Source organism: Paraburkholderia gardini (genome assembly GCF_907164575.1).
GTDB classification, from domain to species: Bacteria; Pseudomonadota; Gammaproteobacteria; order Burkholderiales; family Burkholderiaceae; genus Paraburkholderia; species Paraburkholderia gardini.
Window position 1 is genome coordinate 43,569 of record NZ_CAJQYY010000011.1, and the last position, 17,967, is coordinate 61,535.

Here is a 17,967-nt window from a genome sequence, read left to right on the forward strand (position 1 = left end):
AAAATGGTCGCTTTAGTTAAGCCACTGTGCATGATTCGTGTACAAACACATATGTACATTAAAGTGCCAATAAGCGACCTATGAACACCATCCCCTCACCCGATCTCGGCGATTTGCGCGTGTTTTGCGAAGTGGCGCGCAAATCGAGTTTTAGTGCCGCAGCGGAGGCCTTGTCGGTGTCGGCGGCTTACGTCAGCAAACGGATCAATGTGCTCGAGCGTACGCTTGGTACCCGCCTGTTGCATCGATCAACGCGCCGCGTCGCGATTACGGAGGCCGGTGAGCGTGTCTACACGTGGGCGGAAAAGATTCTCGACGACGTCGACCAGCTGGTGGAAGACGTCTCCACCACGCGCCGCATTCCCGGCGGCAAGCTGCGCATCTCCAGTAGTTTCGGCTTTGGCCGCCGTTTCGTGGCACCCGCGCTGGCGCGTTTCTCGGACCGGTTTCCGCAACTGGGCGTGCGGCTCGATCTGTTCGATCGTCTGGTCGACGTCGGCGGCGAAGGCTTCGACCTCGATATCCGCATCGGCGACGAAATCGCGCCGCATCTGATTGCCAGGCGTCTGGCGCCGAACCATCGCGTGCTGTGCGCGTCGCCGGCCTATCTCGCGCGGCACGGCGCGCCGCGGCAACTCGCCGATCTGTCCGCGCATGCGTGTCTTGCGATCAAGGAACGCGACCATCCATTTGGTTTGTGGCGTTTGAATGTGCGCGGCGAAACGGTGTCGATCAAGGTCACCGGGCCGTTGTCCACCAATCACGGCGAAGTGGCCGTGCAGTGGGCATTGGCCGGGCGCGGCATTGTGCTGCGTTCGATGTGGGACGTGCGGCCGCTGCTCGAGAGCGGCCAGTTGCAGCAGATACTGCCTGAAGTCACCCAACCGGCGAACCTGTGGGCGGTGTATCCGGCGCGGCTCGCGCAATCCGCCAAGGTGCGGGTGTGCGTCGACTTTCTGAGCGAGGAATTCGCGCAATGGAGTCCGCCGCTTGAGGAGTCTGTTGAAGACTCAACCGGAAACCCCACTGAAGGACCGGCGGATCACACAGCCTAGTGATGGTTCTGCGAGAACAGCGTTTCGAGCGGGTAGTGGCTCTTCACGAACGGCGATTTGATGATCACGTAGCTGAAGTACTTTTCGATGCCGATATCGCGCTCCAGCAAACCTTCCACGATGCTTTGATAGTGGCTCACACTGCGTGTGACGAACTTCAGCAGATAGTCATAACCGCCGCTTGCCAGGTGGCACTCGACAATCTCGTCGATGTCGCGGATCGCATTGACGAACTTGATGAAGTCTTCCCGCCGATGGTCGGCGAGCGTGACCTCGGTAAACACGATCTGCACGTCGCCGAGCTTCTCTAGCTGGATCTGCGCACCATAGCCAATGATGTAGCCGGCTTTCTCCAGGCGCTTGACCCGGATCAGGCAAGGACTGGGCGAAAGGCCGACCGCATCGGCAAGCTCGACGTTGGTTATGCGGCCTTTCTTCTGCAACTGGGAAAGTATGCGCAGGTCAATCCGGTCCAGCTTGCAGTCGCTGCTCATCGTAACGTTGTCGCTCCCGCGATGGGTAAAGGAATCTCAGAGGGTTCTCTACTCTAGCACGCAGCGGCATGGCTTTTGACCTTCAATGCGGCTCGCACATCGGCTTGCGCGAGAACGTCGTCGAGGGTTTTTTCGAGCCGCGCGAACATCAGATCGAACTCCGCTCCGGTGTACGACAGCGCGGGTGCAAAGCCGAGAATATTGGCGTCAAACGCGCGAAAAATCAGGCGGTTTTCATACGCGGCGGCGGCAATCCGTTCAGACAGTTTCAGCGCAGGATCGAAGCCCGCCTTGCTGTGCTTATCGGCGACGAGTTCGAGCGCGCCGAGCAGGCCGCGATGCCGCGAATCGCCGACCAGCGGATGCGCGAGCAATGCGTCGAGCCCTTGCGCAAAACGCGGCGCGTGTGCCACGCCGTTGGCGAGCAGGCCATCTTCATGATAGAGGCGCAGCACTTCGAGACCGATCGCCGCGCTCACCGGATGGGCCGAGTACGTGTAACCATGACCGACGGCCGCCTGCGCATCGCCATTCGCGATGCCCTGATAGATTTCATCAGACATCAGCACCGCGCCCATCGGCGCATAACCGGCGGTCAAGCCTTTCGCCACGGTCATCAGATCGGGTTCGACGTCTTCGGCCTGGCAGGCGAACAGCGGACCCGTGCGGCCGAAGCCGGTGATGACTTCGTCGGCAACGAACAGGATGCCGAGCTTACGGCAGCTTTCGCGCATTGCTTTCAGCCAGCCAACTGGCGGTACGATCACGCCGCCCGAGCCTTGAATCGGCTCGCAGAAAAAGGCCGCGACGTTATCCGCGCCGAGTTCGGCCACCTTCGCTTCGAGCGCGGCCACCGAGGCCGCGATCAGCGCGGCATCGTCGGCGAAATCATTGCGGTATGCATGGGGCGAGGGCAGATGATGCTGGGTCGGCAGCGGCAGGTCGAAATTGCGATGGAACGCCGGCAACGCGGTGAGGCCCGCGCCCATGGTCGAGGAGCCGTGGTAGCCGCGCTGCAACGCGATGATGTGTTTCTTCGACGGCCGGCCGGTGGCATTGAAGTAGTACGTGATGAAACGGATCGCCGAGTCGACCGCATCCGAGCCGCCGAGCGTGAAATAGACGTGCTGCAGTGAAGCGGGCGCAAGCTCGACCAGCTTCGCCGCCAGTTCGATCGCGGGTTCGGAGCCGAAGTGGAAATAGCTGGTGGCGTAGGGCAGCTTTTTCATCTGCTCAGTCGCCACGTCGACAATGCTTTGCTGACCGTAGCCCACATTCACGCACCACAGGCCCGAGAAGGCGTCTAGCAGTTCGTTGCCGGCCGCGTCGCGCAGGAACGCGCCGTTGGCGGATTCGAGCACGGTGACGCCGCGGGCCTCGTGCGCGCGATAGTTGATGACAGGGTGAATCAGGTGCTTGCGGTCGGCTTCAATGAGCGAATGAATCGGCATGGTGGTTTCTCGTCGCGGAAAAGGGCTGTTGACCGTTCCATACTACTGATCAACGACGATGGCCTGCTTACCTAAACAATTGTCTGAAAAGCGCGCACGACGCGTTTTGATGCACGGACTTGGCATTTTCTGCTGCGGGTGCTGACAAGCCGCGCCGGGCGGGCGTCGTACTCAATATCCCTGGGTCCGGTCGATCTGACCGAGCATCGGCAGACCTTCGCGATGGCGACGCAAATTCTCGAGCACCACTTCCACGGCGGTTTCCGGCCGCGTCGCGCTGGCGATATGTGGTGTGATGCGCACCTGCGGATGCGTCCATAACGGATGACCGGCGGGCAGCGGCTCCGGATCGGTGACGTCGAGAATCGCATTTCGCAGGTGGCCGCTGTCGAGCGCGGCGAGCAGGTCCGGCTGGTTTAGATGCGGACCGCGCCCCGTTTGAATCAGCGACGCGCCGCGCGGCAGCTTCGCCAGCAGCCCGGCGTTCAGCAGGCCGCGCGTGGCCGGCGTGAGCGGCAACAGACAGATCAGAATATCGGTGCGGGCGAGAAAGCCATCGAGCGAGCCTTCGCCCGCATGACAATCGACCCCCGCGATCTCGCGCGGCGAACGGCTCCATCCCGCGCACGCGAAACCGAACAGGCGCAGCCGTTCCAGTACGGCCGTGCCGAGCACGCCAAGCCCCAGCACGCCGATGCGGCGCTCGCTAGCCGCCTTCAGCGGCAACTCCCGCCAGACCCGTTGCCGTTGCTGAACGTCATAGTCGAACAGATCGCGGTGTATCGTCAGCACGGCTTGCGTGACATATTCGACCATCCCTTCGATGATGCCCGGTTCGATCATCCGCACCACCGGCAAATGGGCCGGCACGCCCGACAGATCAAACTGGTCGATGCCCGCGCCGACGGAAAACACCACTTCAAGATTGGGGAACGTGCGCGTCGGATCTTCAGGCGGTTGCCAGGCGGCGAGGTAACGGATCGCGGCCGGATCGCCGAGATCGGGCCAGATGTGAAAGGGCAGGTCCGGCGCTTTTTGCGCGAACAGTTTGGCCCATTGCGTGCCGCGCGCCGGGTCGGCTTTATAGAGGAAGGCCATGATGGATCAGCAGATCGCCTGGTTGATGATGCCGAACTGCAGATAGCGCGGATGGGCGCCGACCTCTTCCGGCGCGGCATGGCGAACCATTTTCACGACCGTATCCACGCGTGGCAACCCCAGTTGCTCCAGCCATTCAGTCAGACCGCTCTCGCCTGGCGTATCGATGCGCACGAACACGCCTTCGTTGAGGGCGAGCCAGTGCCTGATCAGCGCCTTCGCGCGGCTGGAATCATCCGACGCCGGCGCCACCACCGGTCCGATCACGAAACCACGGCCGAAGCGGCGAAACAACGCAAAGCCGACCAGTTCGCCGTCGCGATCGAGCGCGATGCCGTCCGCGTTGCTCAATAGCGCAGGCAGCACCTCGCTGCGATCGAGCCCGCTGGCCTGCGACGCCAGTTCCACCAGCCGCGCCGCATCGCTCGAGCCGAGCGGGCGCAGCCGCTCGCCCGGCGGCAACGAAACCAGCGGCGGCTGGAACGCCGCGCCCTGATGCTGGTCGAGCGTGCCTGCCACGCGAAAGCCGAGCTTCTCGTACAGCGGCTGGCCCGCAGTGGTGGCGTGCAGGAAGGTCACGCGGTTGCCGAGTTGCTCCAGCACCAGATCCATCAGCTTTCTGCCGATGCCGCGCCCCTGGTGCGCGGGCGACACGATCACCATCCCAAGCGAGCCCTGGCCGGCGCCGTATGTCCAGCACAGCGCCGTGCCGATCACACCGCTCGCGTCCTGCGCGACGAAACCCATGCCGAGTTGCGCGACAAATCGCCAGTCGTCCGCGCGATGCGGCCATTTGAGTTCCACCGTCAGCGCGTGTGCGGCGGCGATGTCGTCGGTGGTGAAGCGTCTGTAGGTGATCGGATCGGACACGCCGTGCTCCCTGGATGGCTGAAGGCTTACGCCGTCACTTTGTCATCCGGCGCGCAGCATGACTAGGACGATCCTTTCATCCCCGGCGCGGGAAAGGGTGGCATCGCGAATCGATGCAAAACGCCCGGTCTGGGGGCTCATTACAAGCGTGTTCTGCTGCGCGGCGATTATTGTCGGTGACATATGCCGCGCCTGCGGCTCTACGATTTTGTCATGCCAGCCACTCAGGAAACCTTTCTCATGGACAGCTTCAATCCGGACGACGTCGCGATTCGCAGTGGGCATTTCATCGGCGGCCAGTATGTCGACGAAGACGGGCGCAGCGGCGGGCGCCGTATCGAGGTGGCGCGGCCCTCGGACGGCGTGGTCTACGCCTCGGTGCCGCTCGCTGATGCCGGGCAGGTGGATCGCGCCGTCGAAAATGCGTGGCAGGCGTTCAGAACGAGCGGCTGGGCACGCATGGCGCCGCGCGAGCGCGCAAAAATCCTGCGCCGCTTCGCGGACCTGGTCGAAGCCGATGCGCCGGCGCTTGGCCGTCTGGAAGCGCTCGGCTCGACCCGCCCGATCAGCCAGGCGACCGGCTGGGACGTGCCGTTCACCGCCGAAGGCATCCGTTTCTACGCGGAGTTCGCCGACAAGCTGGGCGGCGACGTGGCCGCGACCGATCACGACCATCTCGGCATGACGATCGCCGAGCCCCATGGCGTGATCGGCGCCATCGCGCCGTGGAATTTCCCGCTCGTGATGGCGTCGTGGAAGATCGCGCCGGCGCTTGCGGCCGGCAACGCGGTGGTGCTCAAGCCTTCCGAGATGACGCCGTTCTCCGTGTTGCGGCTCGCCGAACTGGCGGTGCAGGCGGGCGTGCCGGCCGGCATCTTCAACGTCGTTCAGGGCGACGGACGCATTACCGGCGACGAACTCGTGCGCCATCCGAAGATCAGCAAGGTGACGTTTACCGGCTCCACGCGCACGGGCGCCGCGATCATGGCCGCCTGTGCCGCGAGTGGCACGAAGCCGGTGACGCTCGAACTGGGCGGCAAGAGTCCGCAGATCGTATTCGCCGATGCCCCGCGTCTGGACGACGTGGCGCGGCGCATTGCCGGGTCGATCACTGGCAATGCCGGGCAGGTCTGCGTGGCCGGTTCGCGTTTGCTGGTGGAGCGGGCGCTGGCAGAGCCGCTGGCAGAACGCATCGGCCGGATTTTCGCCGAATTGAAACCCGGCGCGACATGGGCCGCCGGCACCACGCTTTCGCCGATCATTTCCGCGCCGCAGGCGGCACGCATCGAAGGCATTGTTGGGCGCACGCTCGACTCGGGCGCGACGCTGCGCTTTGGCGGCACACGTGCCGATGGCGGCGCGCGCGGGGCGTTCTATACGCCAACCCTGCTCACGAACGTGACGGCCCAGTCCGAAGCCGTGCGCGAGGAAGTGTTCGGCCCGGTGCTGACCCTGCAGACCTTCGACTCCGAAGACGAGGCGCTCGCGCTCGCCCAGCATCCCGAGTATGGGCTCGCCGCAGGCGTGCATACGGCGGACCTTGGCCGGGCGTTGCGCTTCGTGCGCGGGCTCGAAGCCGGCACGGTGTGGGTCAACCGTTACGGCCGGACCTCCGACTTCATGATCCCCACGGGCGGCTACAAGCGCTCTGGCATCGGCAAAGACCTCGGCCGCCAGGCCTATGAGGCGAACCTGCGCTTCAAGAGCGTGCTGATCGATCTGCGGCCCTGAGCGCGTCGCGCCGCAGGCACGCCATGCCGCCGGCAAGGACAGGCAAGGGGAAAGCCACCCCGGGCAAGGCGGCTTCGGGCCGCGCCGGAGTCCACCCCGGATACGTAGAAACCATGACGGGCGGGGCTTTCAGCCTGGCTACCGCAGACTCTGCTGCGCAATGGCATCAAAACGCATGGTTTGTGTCACCGGCGGCGCCCGAATCAGGCGCATCTATGTTTTTGCGCTGATTAAATCTTTTACAGGAATGAGCTTTCACTGTTTTCGCCACTGAACTCGCTGCGGGTTCACCACAACGATAGGACTGACAACCATGATCGAATTCGAACCGAAATACATCACCTTCGATTGCTACGGCACACTCACGAAGTTTCGTATGGCCGACATGACACGCGAGATGTTCGGCAACGTGCTGAACGCGGAAGATATGGAAAAGCTCATTGCGTTCTACGCGGGCTACCGCCGCGACGAGGTGCTGGGCGCGTGGAAGCCGTATCGCGATGTGGTGGTCAATGCGTTGCGCCGTGCGTGCAGGCGCATGAACGTCGCGTTCGATGAAAAGGAAGCCGAGAAGATCTACCTGGCCGTGCCGACCTGGGGTCCGCATCCGGACGTGCCGGAAGGCCTCGCGCGTCTGGCGAAGAAGTACAGGCTGGTGATCCTGTCGAACGCCTCGAACAACCAGATCCAGAGCAACGTCGACAAGCTCGGTGCGCCGTTTCACGCGGTCTTCACGGCGGAGCAGGCACAGTCGTACAAGCCGCGAATGCAAGGCTTCGAATACATGTTCGATCAGCTCAACTGCAATCCGGAAGACGTGCTGCATGTGTCGTCGAGCCTGCGTTACGACCTGATGACCGCACACGACCTGGGCATCCGGCACAAGGCGTTCGTCAAGCGCGGCCACGAACCGTCGACGCCCTACTACCAGTACTACGAAGTCAACGACATTCCGCATCTCGCTGCGGAACTCGGCCTGTAAGCACCGTTTGCGCATTCACCGCCTCGCTCATCGCCCATCTCAAGGACAGACCGGATGAAGCTCGATTCCTACTGGCTCGATACCGCCCCACCACTCGTTTCAGCGTGTGAAGGTCCGGTTGAAGGTCATGCCGATGTCGTCGTGATCGGCGGCGGCTTCACCGGGCTGTCGGCGGCGCAGGCGCTCGGGCGGCGCGGCGCACGGGTGACGGTGCTTGACGCGGGGCGTATCGGCGGCGGTGCCTCCGGGCGCAACGGCGGCCAGGTCAATACCGGCGTGGCGCAGGATTTCGTGGCGCTGGTCGCGCAACTCGGCGTGGAGCGCGCGAGTGCCTGTTACCGCGCATATTCGGATGCGGTCGATACAGTCGAGCGTCTGATCCGCGAGGAAAACATCGATTGCAATTACCTTGCCAGCGGCAAGCTGAAGCTGGCGTCGAAACCGCATCACCTCGAGCATCTGGAGAAGACCGCGGAGCTGATCCGGCGCGAAGTCGATACAGATATCGAACTGATTGGTCGTGATCGTATCCGCAGTGAGATCCAGTCGGACAGTTTTTATGGCGGATTGCTGCAACGGCACGGCGGCCAGATGCATATGGGCAGGTTCACCGTCGGTCTCGCCGATGCCGCCGTGCGGCACGGCGCGAAGCTGTACGAACACGCTGCTGTCTCCGCGATCGCGAAGAACAGCAGCGGCGCGAGCGGCTACCGGATCACCACCGCGCGCGGCGAAGTGCGCGCGAAGCAGGTGTTGATCGCCACCGGCCCGTCGTGCCATGGCCCGTTTGGCTGGTATCGGCGGCGGCTTGCACCGGTCGGTTCGTTCATCGTCGTGACCGGGCCGCTCTCGCCGGAACTGTTGGCACACGTCTTTCCGAACCGGCGCGCGTATACCACCACGCGCCTGATGCACAACTACTTCCGCGTGACGCCCGACTCGCGGTTGCTGTTCGGCGGCCGCGCGCGCTTCACCGCGTCCGAGCAACCTTCGGACGCGAAGAGCGGCCGGATTCTGCAACAGGGTCTTGCCGCGATGTTCCCGATGCTGGCGAGCGCGCGCATCGACTATTGCTGGGGCGGCCTGGTGGATATGACCGCCGACCGTCTGCCGCATGCCGGGCAGCACGACGGCATCTATTACTCGATGGGGTATAGCGGCCACGGCACACAAATGTCGACACACATGGGCCAGGTGATGGCCGACGTGATGGACGGCCACGAAGAACGCAATCCGTGGGGTAGCGCCGAATGGCCGGCGATTCCGGGCCACACCGGCAACCCCTGGTTCCTGCCGCTCGTGGGGACGTACTACCGCATCAAGGATATTTTTTATTGATTCCCCGTTGCTTTGTCATTGTTTCCTCATTGTTTCATTTGCCAGCTCAAACCAACCACGCAGCTATCCCTGCCCACCTTCGCGGAGAAGTTCGATGAATAAGGAAACCTCGCAACATGGCGCCGTTCAGCTCGACACCGGGCTGGAGCACCTGACTGCAAAAGGCGCGTCGCGGCGCGACGTGCTGCGCGCGATGGCGGCGGCCGGCATGATGTCGGTGACGGGCGCGGGTCTGCTGGGCGCGAGCGGCGCGGCGTTTGCGCAGGCCACGCCGAAGCAGGGCGGCAAGATCCGGGTGGCGACACAGTCCGCTTCCGCCGCCGACACGGTCGATCCGGCCAGGGGCTCGCTCGGTACGGACTATGTTCGCTGCTTCATGTTCTACAACGGCCTGACTGAACTCGATTCGCATCTCGGCGCGAAGATGGCTCTCGCCACCTCGCTCGACTCGAAGGATGCGACCGTGTGGGTTGCCAGGCTGCGCACGGGCGTGCAGTTCCACGACGGCAAGGCACTTGCGCCTGCCGATGTCGTGTACTCGATCATGCGCCACAAGGATCCGGCGACGGCATCGAAAGCGAAGACGCTTGCCGATCAGATCAAGGAAGTGAAAGCGACGGGTCCGAACGAAGTGACGATCACGCTGGAAGGTCCGAACGCCGATCTGCCGGTGATTCTCGCCACCTCGCATTTCCTCATCATCAAGGACGGCACCAGGGATTTCAGAACAGCGGTCGGCACCGGCCCGTTCAAGGTCAAGGAATTCTCGCCGGGCGTGCGTACGGTCGGCGTGAAAAACGAGAAGTACTGGAAGCCGGGCATGCCGCACCTGGACGAAGTCGAATTGATCGGCATTGGCGACGAATCGGCACGCGTGAACGCGCTGCTCTCGGGCGACGTGCAACTGATCAACTCGGTGAGCCCGCGTTCGACCGCCCAGATCAAGGGTGCCGGTGGTTTCGCCGTGCTGGAGACGAAGACGGGCGAGTACACCGACCTGATTGTTCGCGACGAAGGCGGCATTACCGGCAACGACGATTTTCGGCGCGGCATGATGTACCTGCAGGATCGCGAGCAGATGCGCCGGGCGATCTTCCAGGGTTACGGCGCGATCGGCAACGACCAGCCCATCGATCCGACCAACAAGTACTACCTGGCCGGTTTGCCGCAGCGGGCCTTCGATCCGGACAAGGCGAAGTTCCATTTCCAGAAGGCCAGGGTCGGCAGCGCGCCGATCCAGATTTTCGCGTCGCCGGCGGCGGAAGGGTCGGTTGAAATGGCGATGTTCCTTCAGCAGGTGGCGCCGCAAGCCGGTCTGAATCTTCAGGTGTCGCGCGTGCCGGCCGACGGTTACTGGTCGAACCACTGGATGAAGCATCCGCTGGGTTTCGGCAATGTCAACGCGCGTCCGAGCGCCGACGTGATCTTCACCCAGTTCTTCAAGTCGGACGCACCGTGGAACGAAGCGAACTGGAAGAGCCCGAAGTTCGACCAGATGCTGCTTGCGGCACGCGGCGAACCGGACGATGCGAAGCGCAAGAAGATCTACGGCGACATGCAGGTGCTGGTGCATGAAAATGGCGGCATTGGCATTCCGCTGTTCCAGAGTTCGATCGATGCCTACACGGCGAAGCTCAAGGGCCTCGGCTCGATTCCGCTGGCGGGTCTGATGGGTTTCATGTTCGCGGAAAACGTCTGGCTCGAAGCCTGAGCCGGCCGTACCTGACGAGCACTAACGCAGGGTTTCCAGTCTGACGAACTGAAAAGTCGAACCTGGGAGCGTGCACGCCGCTGGATCGAGTGGCGTGCGGCTTCAACCGCAATGTCTTGCATGGGACCAGAGTAAGCGCTAAAGCGCTAACTCTGGTCGACACAGGAGGTGAGTTTCGATGAAAGCACACGCGCAACGACTCATCGCCGCGCGCCTTGGCCTCGCGCTGCTTACGCTACTGCTGGTCTCTGCGGTCGTGTTCGCCATCACCGGGCTGCTTCCCGGCGATGCCGCCCAACAGGCGCTCGGCCAGGCGGCGACCCCGGACGCCGTCGCGGCATTGCGGCATCAGTTCGGCCTCGACCAGCCGGCGCTGCAACGCTACTTCGAGTGGCTCATTCATATTGTCAGCGGCAACTTCGGCACCTCGCTGTCGAACAACCTGCCAGTCAGCGAGCTGATCGCCACGCGCCTACCGAATTCCCTGGTGCTGGCCGGTCTGACGACGCTGGTCTCGGTGCCCGTTGCATTGCTGATCGGTATTGCCTCGGCGATGTTCCGCGGCTCGCTGCTCGACCGCACGCTCAACGTGCTCACGCTGTCGACGGTTGCCGTGCCGGAGTTTCTGATCGCCACCATTGCTGTGCTGATCTTCGCCGTCAAGCTGCGCTGGCTGCCCGCGCTGTCGTATCTCTCGGAGGTCCATTCGTTCGGCGCGCTACTGCGCATCTATGCGATGCCGGTGATGACACTGTGCTGCGTGATCGTCGCGCAGATGGCGCGCATGACGCGGGCCGCGGTACTCGATCAGCTCAATTCGTCATACGTGGAAATGGCCGTGCTCAAGGGCGCATCGCCCGCGCGCGTGGTGCTGCGGCATGTGTTGCCCAACACCATCGGGCCGATTGCCAATGCGGTGGCGTTGAGCCTGTCGTATCTGTTCGGCGGCGTGGTGATCGTGGAGTCGATTTTCAACTATCCCGGGCTCGCGAGCCTGATGGTCGATGCCGTCACCAACCGCGACATGCCGCTCGTACAGGGCTGCGTGATGGTGTTCTGCGCGGCGTATCTCGCGTTGGTGCTGATCGCCGACCTGTGTCAAATCGTATCCAACCCGAGGCTGCGTCGATGATGAGCCAACCTGTCAATCCCCACGTTCCTCATGTACCCCATGCAGGCACCGAGTTGTACGACCTGGGCCCCGATGAACCCGCTATCGAGCCGCCGGTCGGCGGCGACATTGCCGCGCTGAAGCAGGGCATGTTGAAACGGCTGGTGCATCGCTTTTCCGTGCTGGGCCTGATCGGCCTGACGCTGGTGGTCTTCTGGCTGATCGTCGCGTTCATCGGGCCGCTGGTCGCGCCGTATAAAGGCGGCACGCTCACGTCCACGCAGATTTTCGGCAGCTATAGCGCGGCGTATCCGCTCGGCACCGACTATCTGGGCCGCGACATGCTGAGCCGGATTCTCTACGGCGCGCGCTACACAGTCGGCCTTGCGCTGGCGGCGGCGGTGCTCGCCAGCGTGATTGGCACGTTCTTTGGCCTGCTCGCCTCGGTGTCCGGGCGCTGGGTCGATGAAATCCTGAGTCGTCTGTTCGACGCACTGATTTCGATTCCGAGCAAGGTGCTTGCGCTCGTTGTGATTGCCGCGTTCGGGTCGTCGATCACGATGCTGACGACCGTCGCCGCGCTGGCCTATATTCCCGGCGCGTTCCGTATTTCGCGCTCGCTGGCCGTGAATCTGATGGAGCTCGAGTACGTTCAGGTGGCGCGGGCACGCGGCGAGAGGCTGTTTTACATCGCACGGGTCGAGGTGCTGCCGAACATGATTCATCCGATGCTCGCCGATTTCGGCCTGCGCTTCGTGTTCATCGTGCTGCTGCTGAGCGGGCTCAGTTTCCTCGGCCTCGGCGTGCAGCCGCCGAATGCGGACTGGGGTTCGCTGGTGCGCGAAAACATCGGCGGCCTGTCCGAGGGCGCGCCTGCGGTATTGATGCCGGCCATTGCGATTGCGACGCTGACCATCGGCATGAATCTGCTGATCGACAACTTGCGGCGGCGTGGCCGTAGTCATGGAGGCGCGTGATGGCTGATCGGGACATGATTGAAGTGAAGGGCCTGCGGGTCGTCGCCGGTGCGGCACCGGGGGCGGTGACCGAGATCGTCAAGGGTGTCGATTTTTCGGTGAAGAAGGGCGAAGTGCTGGCGTTGATCGGTGAGTCCGGCTCGGGCAAGACGACTATCGCCCTGTCTCTCCTCGGCTATGCGCGCACCGGTTGTTCGATCAGCGGCGGTTCGGTGCGCATCGGCGATCTGGAGGTGCTGTCGCTCGATGCCAAAGGGCGCCGTGCGTTGCGCGCGCGGACCGTGGCGTATGTCGCGCAGAGCGCGTCGGCTGGTTTCAATCCCGCCCGCACGATCATGGATCAGGTCACCGAGCCGGCCTTGCTGCATCATCTGATGTCGGCGGACGCGGCGCGGGCGAAGGCGACCGGTCTGTTTCGCGCACTGGCGCTGCCCGCGCCGGAGACGATTGGCGATCGCTATCCGCATCAGGTGTCGGGCGGGCAGTTGCAGCGGCTGATGGCGGCCATGGCACTGATCACCGACCCGGCCGTGGTGGTGTTCGACGAGCCGACCACGGCGCTCGACGTCACCACGCAGATCGAAGTGCTCGCGGCGTTCAAGAAGGTCGTGCGCGAACTCGGTACGACCGCGGTTTATGTGTCGCACGATCTGGCGGTGGTTGCACAGATGGCCGACCGGATCGTGGTGTTGAACGGCGGCGCGGTGAAGGAGAACGGCGCGGTTGCGCAGGTGCTCGATGCGCCAGTGGATGCCTACACGCGTCAGTTGCTCGCGGCGGTGCGCCGTCCGGAGGCCGGGTTCGACACGCTGCCGGGCGCCGGCAAGCAGGTGCCGCCGTTGCTCGAAATTCGCGGCCTGGCAGCGGGCTACGGACACATTGACCGCTTTGGCTCGCCTGCCGTGCGCGTGCTCGACGACGTCAGCCTGTCGATCCCGCGCGGTAGCACGCTCGGCGTGATCGGCGAATCCGGCTCCGGCAAGACGACGCTCGCGCGCGTGGTGGCGGGTCTCGTCGACCGGGCGCGCGGCGAGGTGCTGTTCGACGGCAAGCCGTTGCCCGCGCAATTGTCACGGCGCACGCCGGAGCAGTACCGGCAGATCCAGATCGTGTTCCAGAACGCCGACACCGCGCTGAACCCGAGCCATGCGATCGCCGATATCCTCGCGCGGCCGCTCGCGTTCTATCACCATCTGCGTGGCGCGGCGGCGCATAAACGGATGCTGGAATTGCTCGATCTGGTGAAGCTGCCGGCCTCGATCGCCATGCGCGTGCCCGCGGGACTCTCCGGCGGTCAGAAGCAGCGCGTGAATCTGGCGCGCGCGCTTGCCGCCGATCCCGCGCTGATCCTTTGCGACGAAGTGACCTCGGCACTCGATACGGTGGTCGGCGCCGCGATTCTCGATCTGCTGGCCGAGTTGCGCCGTGAACTCGGCGTGTCGTACATGTTCATCAGCCACGACATCTCGACCGTGCGGGCGATCTGCGACGAAGTGATCGTGCTGTATGCGGGACATCGGGTGGAAGCGGGGCAGCGTGACCTGCTCGCGGCGCCGCCGTATCACCCCTACACGGGCTTGCTGGTCGATTCCGTGCCCACGCTGAAACCCGGCTGGCTCGATGCGCGCCGCGAGATCGGCCTGACCGCCTTGCCGCAACTAGGGCCGAGTGCCAATGTCCCCGAGCTGTGCGCGTTCCGGGCGCGCTGCCCGGTGCGCATCGACGGGATGTGCAATATGACGCCGCCGGACATGAAGAAGCTGCCTTCGGGTGCGGAGATTCTTTGCCATCATCCGGTGGCCGAGCTGCACCGGTTGCAAACCGTGGAGGTAACGCCGGCATGAACGGACGATTTGTGCGAGTCGCGGAGAGCGGGCGCAAGACGTTCCCGATCACCGTCGACGGCGTAGTGCGCGAGGCGGCCGAGGGCGACACGTTGATGGTCGCGTTGCTGACCAGTGTGACGACGCTACGCGATTCCGAATTCGGTGATGGGCGCCGTGCGGGTTTCTGTTTGATGGGCGCCTGCCAGGACTGCTGGGTGTGGACCACGGACGGCGAGCGCGTGCGCGCCTGCAGTACACCCGCCGCGCCCGGCATGTCGATCGTTACCACGCTGGCGATTGCCGGGGAGGGCGTATGGCCCCGCGTGTAGTCATCATCGGGACCGGGCCGGCGGGCGTGCGCGCCGCGCAGGCGCTGGTGGAAGCGGGGCTGCGGCCGACCGTGATCGACGAAGGACGGCGCGACGGCGGTCAGATCTACCGCCGGCAACCGGAAGGCTTTTCGCGCAGCTACGAGATGCTGTACGGCACCGAGGCCGCACGTGCCGCCGCGTTGCATCAGAGCTTCGATGCCCTGAAGGGCAAGCTCGACTATCTGCCGGAGACACTGGTCTGGAATATCACGCCGGACACCGTCCATCTGATGAGTGGCACGCGCTACCGGACGCTGTCGTTCGACAGCCTGATCGTCTGCAGTGGCGCGACGGACCGGCTGATGCCGGTCAAGGGCTGGCACTTCGCCGGCACCTATAGCCTGGGCGGCGCGCAGGTCGCGCTGAAATCGCAGGGCTGCGCGATCGGCGCGCGCACGGTAATGATGGGTAGCGGCCCGTTGCTGTATCTGGTGGCCGCGCAATATGTGAAGGCGGGCGCGCAGGTCGCGGCGGTGCTCGATACGTCGACTTTCATGCAGCGTGTGGCCGCGCTGCCTCGTTTGCTGGCGATTCCGTCCGCGCTCAGAAAAGGGATCGCGTTGACGCGCGTGCTGGCGCGAGCGGGTGTGCCGGTGCATCGCGGTGTGCAGCCCATCGAAATCAAAAGTTCGCCGCAGACAGGAGTGAGCGGTGTCGAGGTCGCCTTGCCGGGCGGCAAGCGCTTCGAGGTGGCCTGTGAGGCGGTGGCGCTCGGCTATCACCTGCGTCCCGAAACGCAGCTTGCGGACCTCGCGGGTTGCCAGTTCGTTTTCGACGACAACGCGCAGCAGTGGCTGCCGCGCATCGACGAAGACGGCCGCAGCAGTGTGAAAGGGGTCTATCTGGCCGGTGACGGCGCCCGCGTGCGCGGTGCGGACGCTGCTGAGCGTTCGGGCCGTCTCGCGGCGCTGGCGGCGCTGCAGGATCACGGCGTCCAGGTCGAGGGTGTCGAGCGTCTGCGTGCCGAACTGGCGCGCTTCACGCGCTTTGCCGCGGGCTTGCGGGCCGCTTTCCCTTGGCCCGCAAGATTCGCCGCGTCGATTCCGGACGAGACGATCGTCTGCCGCTGCGAGGCCATTACGGCCGGCGAATTGCGTCGTGTCGTGCGTGAGAGCGGCGCGCAGGAGGCCAATCGCGCGAAAGCGTTTTCGCGTGTCGGCATGGGCCGTTGCCAGGGCCGCTATTGCGGCCACGCGGGCGCTGAAATCATCGCGGCGGCGGCTTCGGTGCCGTTGTCGTCGGTGGGACGACTGCGCGGGCAGGCCCCTGTCAAACCGTTACCCGTGGCGCTGGTCGAGGAGGCGGAGCAATGAGCGCGCCGACCGCATCCAACGCCAGGGAAGCCGATGTCATCGTGATCGGCGGCGGCATCATGGGCACGACCACCGCCTTTTTCCTGCGTCGGCGCAACCGTTCGGTGATTCTGCTGGAGCGCGGCCTCACCGGGCAACAGGCGAGCGGCGTGAACTTCGGCGGCATTCGCCGCCAGGGGCGCGCGCTGCCGCAACTGGCCATGGCCAACCGCGCGTTGCGTACATGGCAGCGTTCGTCCGAACTGCTTGGCGAGGATATCGAATTCCTGCCCTCGGGCCACACGCGCGTGTGTTACCACCAGAAGGATGTCGAGAATTTCGATCAGTACGCGATCGACGCCCGCGCCTGCGGTCTCGAACTCGACGTGCTGCACGGCGAAGCCATGTTCAGACGCTTTCCGTTTCTCGGACGGGAAGTACTGGCAGCATCGATCTCGCTGCTCGATGGCCACGCCAATCCGCGGCTTGCCGCGCCCGCGTTTGGCCGGGCGGCCGCACGACTCGGCGCGCGGATCGTCGAGAACACGGAAATCGTTCGCGTGGAAAAAGACGGCGACCGGTTTCGTGTGGAGAGCGCGCGCGGCGACGTGTATTGGGCCGCGCAACTCGTGATCTGCGCCGGCGCCTGGGCAAGCCGGCTGACCGAACAGTTCGGCGAAACGGTGCCGCTGACCGCCAGCGGCCCGCAAATGGCGGTGACCGAACCGGTGCCGTACGTGTTCCGCTCATCGATGGGCGTGTTTACGTCAATCAAGGAAGAGAGCATCTATTTTCGGCAGATTCCGCGCGGCAATATCATCCTCGGCGGTGGCCCGGGCGGCCCGGCCGATGCGGCAACCTCGCGCGCGTCGGTCCTGCCTCGCAACACCGTACGGCAACTGGCGCAGTTGCGCCGCCTCGTACCCGCGATGGCGCCGCTGCATGTGATTCGCGTGTGGAGCGGTGTGGAAAGTTATCTACCCGATGGCGAACCGGTGATCGGCCCGAGCAGCAAGGTGGATGGCCTCTACTACGCGTTCGGTTTCAGCGGCTCGGGATTCCAGATCGGTCCGGGTGTGGGCGAGACGCTGGCCGAACTCGTCGACACCGGGAGCACGCCCATTCCGCTCGACGTGTTTTCCATCCTGCGCTTCGCGAAGAAAACAGCGGGCCGCTCTGAGACCGCGACGTCATGAAACAACCCCTGACCCTCAACGCCGCACGCGACTTCATCGAGGCGCATTTCGACGAACAGGTGACGCTCGCGCAACTCGCCAAACTGTCCGCGCTCAGCGTGTCAAGATTCGCGACCGTGTTCCGGCAGCAGTACGGTTCATCGCCCTATCGCTATCTGTGTGGCCTGCGCATACAGCGCGCGCAAACCTTGTTGCTGGAAGGCGTGCCCGGATCGGCCGTCGCGACCGAGGTTGGCTTCTTCGACCAGAGTCATTTCGGCCGGCATTTCAAACGATGCTGCGGCATGACACCGAGCACGTTTATCGAGCGCGCGGCGGCGAGCGCAGCGAGCTCGGCGAAGACAGCGACGCGTGGCGGCGTGCAAACTTCTGCTGCGTCGTCTGCGGGCGCGCGGCGCGCGGCCAGAGCAAAATCCACGGCCCCGGCGATGAGCGCCGAGCGCTCAGTCGAGCACCAGCTTTCC

General features: G+C 64.2%; 15 protein-coding genes and 1 pseudogene. 12 read left to right on the top strand and 4 right to left on the bottom strand.

All coding sequences use genetic code 11. From position 1 onward, the window contains the following. The first annotated feature begins 80 nt into the window (after positions 1-80). The gene (locus LPA34_RS11075) at positions 81-1,055 is read left to right on the top strand and encodes a LysR substrate-binding domain-containing protein (protein ID WP_228977961.1); all 975 of its coding nucleotides are present in this window, start codon (positions 81-83) and stop codon (positions 1,053-1,055) included. Here LPA34_RS11075 and LPA34_RS11080 read toward each other — a convergent pair. From LPA34_RS11080 to LPA34_RS11095, 4 genes are all read right to left on the bottom strand, one after another. Further along, entirely contained in the window at positions 1,052-1,549 is a 498-nt protein-coding gene (locus LPA34_RS11080) for an Lrp/AsnC family transcriptional regulator (RefSeq protein ID WP_228977963.1), read from the bottom strand. The two genes, LPA34_RS11075 and LPA34_RS11080, sit on opposite strands and share 4 nt — an antisense overlap. Before the next feature lie 53 nt (positions 1,550-1,602). Continuing rightward, positions 1,603-3,000 carry an aspartate aminotransferase family protein gene (locus LPA34_RS11085; RefSeq protein ID WP_228977966.1) on the bottom strand — a complete coding sequence of 466 codons (1,398 nt, stop codon included), beginning with the start codon at positions 2,998-3,000 and terminating at the stop codon, positions 1,603-1,605. A 171-nt stretch (positions 3,001-3,171) separates the two neighbouring features. Beyond that, the gene (locus LPA34_RS11090; RefSeq protein ID WP_228977968.1) at positions 3,172-4,098 is read right to left on the bottom strand and encodes a 2-hydroxyacid dehydrogenase; all 927 of its coding nucleotides are present in this window, start codon (positions 4,096-4,098) and stop codon (positions 3,172-3,174) included. A gap of 6 nt (positions 4,099-4,104) precedes the next feature. Next, a complete protein-coding gene (locus LPA34_RS11095; protein WP_228977971.1) occupies positions 4,105-4,968 on the bottom strand; it encodes a GNAT family N-acetyltransferase in 864 nt (287 codons plus the stop codon). 240 nt (positions 4,969-5,208) lie between these two features. Here LPA34_RS11095 and LPA34_RS11100 point away from each other — a divergent pair, with 240 nt between their 5' ends. The 11 genes and pseudogenes from LPA34_RS11100 to LPA34_RS11150 all read left to right on the top strand — a co-directional run. Next, positions 5,209-6,699, top strand: coding sequence for an aldehyde dehydrogenase family protein (locus LPA34_RS11100; protein ID WP_228977973.1), 1,491 nt, complete (start codon positions 5,209-5,211; stop codon positions 6,697-6,699). Between the two features lie 313 nt (positions 6,700-7,012). Next, entirely contained in the window at positions 7,013-7,681 is a 669-nt protein-coding gene (locus tag LPA34_RS11105; protein WP_228977976.1) for a haloacid dehalogenase type II, read from the top strand. A gap of 54 nt (positions 7,682-7,735) precedes the next feature. Beyond that, positions 7,736-9,019 (top strand): NAD(P)/FAD-dependent oxidoreductase, encoded by a 1,284-nt coding sequence (locus tag LPA34_RS11110; RefSeq protein WP_228977977.1) that lies wholly within the window; start codon positions 7,736-7,738, stop codon positions 9,017-9,019. Between the two features lie 94 nt (positions 9,020-9,113). Then, positions 9,114-10,730: an ABC transporter substrate-binding protein gene (locus tag LPA34_RS11115; RefSeq protein ID WP_228977982.1), complete on the top strand. Its 1,617-nt coding sequence runs from the start codon at positions 9,114-9,116 to the stop codon at positions 10,728-10,730. Between the two features lie 178 nt (positions 10,731-10,908). After that, positions 10,909-11,862, top strand: coding sequence for an ABC transporter permease (locus LPA34_RS11120; protein WP_228977984.1), 954 nt, complete (start codon positions 10,909-10,911; stop codon positions 11,860-11,862). Next, positions 11,859-12,818 (top strand): ABC transporter permease, encoded by a 960-nt coding sequence (locus LPA34_RS11125; protein ID WP_228977987.1) that lies wholly within the window; start codon positions 11,859-11,861, stop codon positions 12,816-12,818. Before LPA34_RS11120 ends, LPA34_RS11125 begins: the two co-directional genes overlap by 4 nt. Further along, the gene (locus LPA34_RS11130) at positions 12,818-14,662 is read left to right on the top strand and encodes an ABC transporter ATP-binding protein (protein ID WP_228977991.1); all 1,845 of its coding nucleotides are present in this window, start codon (positions 12,818-12,820) and stop codon (positions 14,660-14,662) included. Before LPA34_RS11125 ends, LPA34_RS11130 begins: the two co-directional genes overlap by 1 nt. After that, positions 14,659-14,973 (top strand): (2Fe-2S)-binding protein, encoded by a 315-nt coding sequence (locus LPA34_RS11135; RefSeq protein WP_228977994.1) that lies wholly within the window; start codon positions 14,659-14,661, stop codon positions 14,971-14,973. Before LPA34_RS11130 ends, LPA34_RS11135 begins: the two co-directional genes overlap by 4 nt. Continuing rightward, positions 14,958-16,328 (top strand): FAD/NAD(P)-dependent oxidoreductase, encoded by a 1,371-nt coding sequence (locus LPA34_RS11140; protein ID WP_228977997.1) that lies wholly within the window; start codon positions 14,958-14,960, stop codon positions 16,326-16,328. Before LPA34_RS11135 ends, LPA34_RS11140 begins: the two co-directional genes overlap by 16 nt. Then, entirely contained in the window at positions 16,325-17,503 is a 1,179-nt protein-coding gene (locus tag LPA34_RS11145; protein ID WP_228977999.1) for an NAD(P)/FAD-dependent oxidoreductase, read from the top strand. Before LPA34_RS11140 ends, LPA34_RS11145 begins: the two co-directional genes overlap by 4 nt. Further along, positions 17,500-17,877, top strand: a pseudogene (locus tag LPA34_RS11150) (helix-turn-helix domain-containing protein); the annotation flags it as partial. The gene LPA34_RS11145 and the pseudogene LPA34_RS11150, both read left to right, overlap by 4 nt. Between the last annotated feature and the right edge of the window lie 90 nt (positions 17,878-17,967).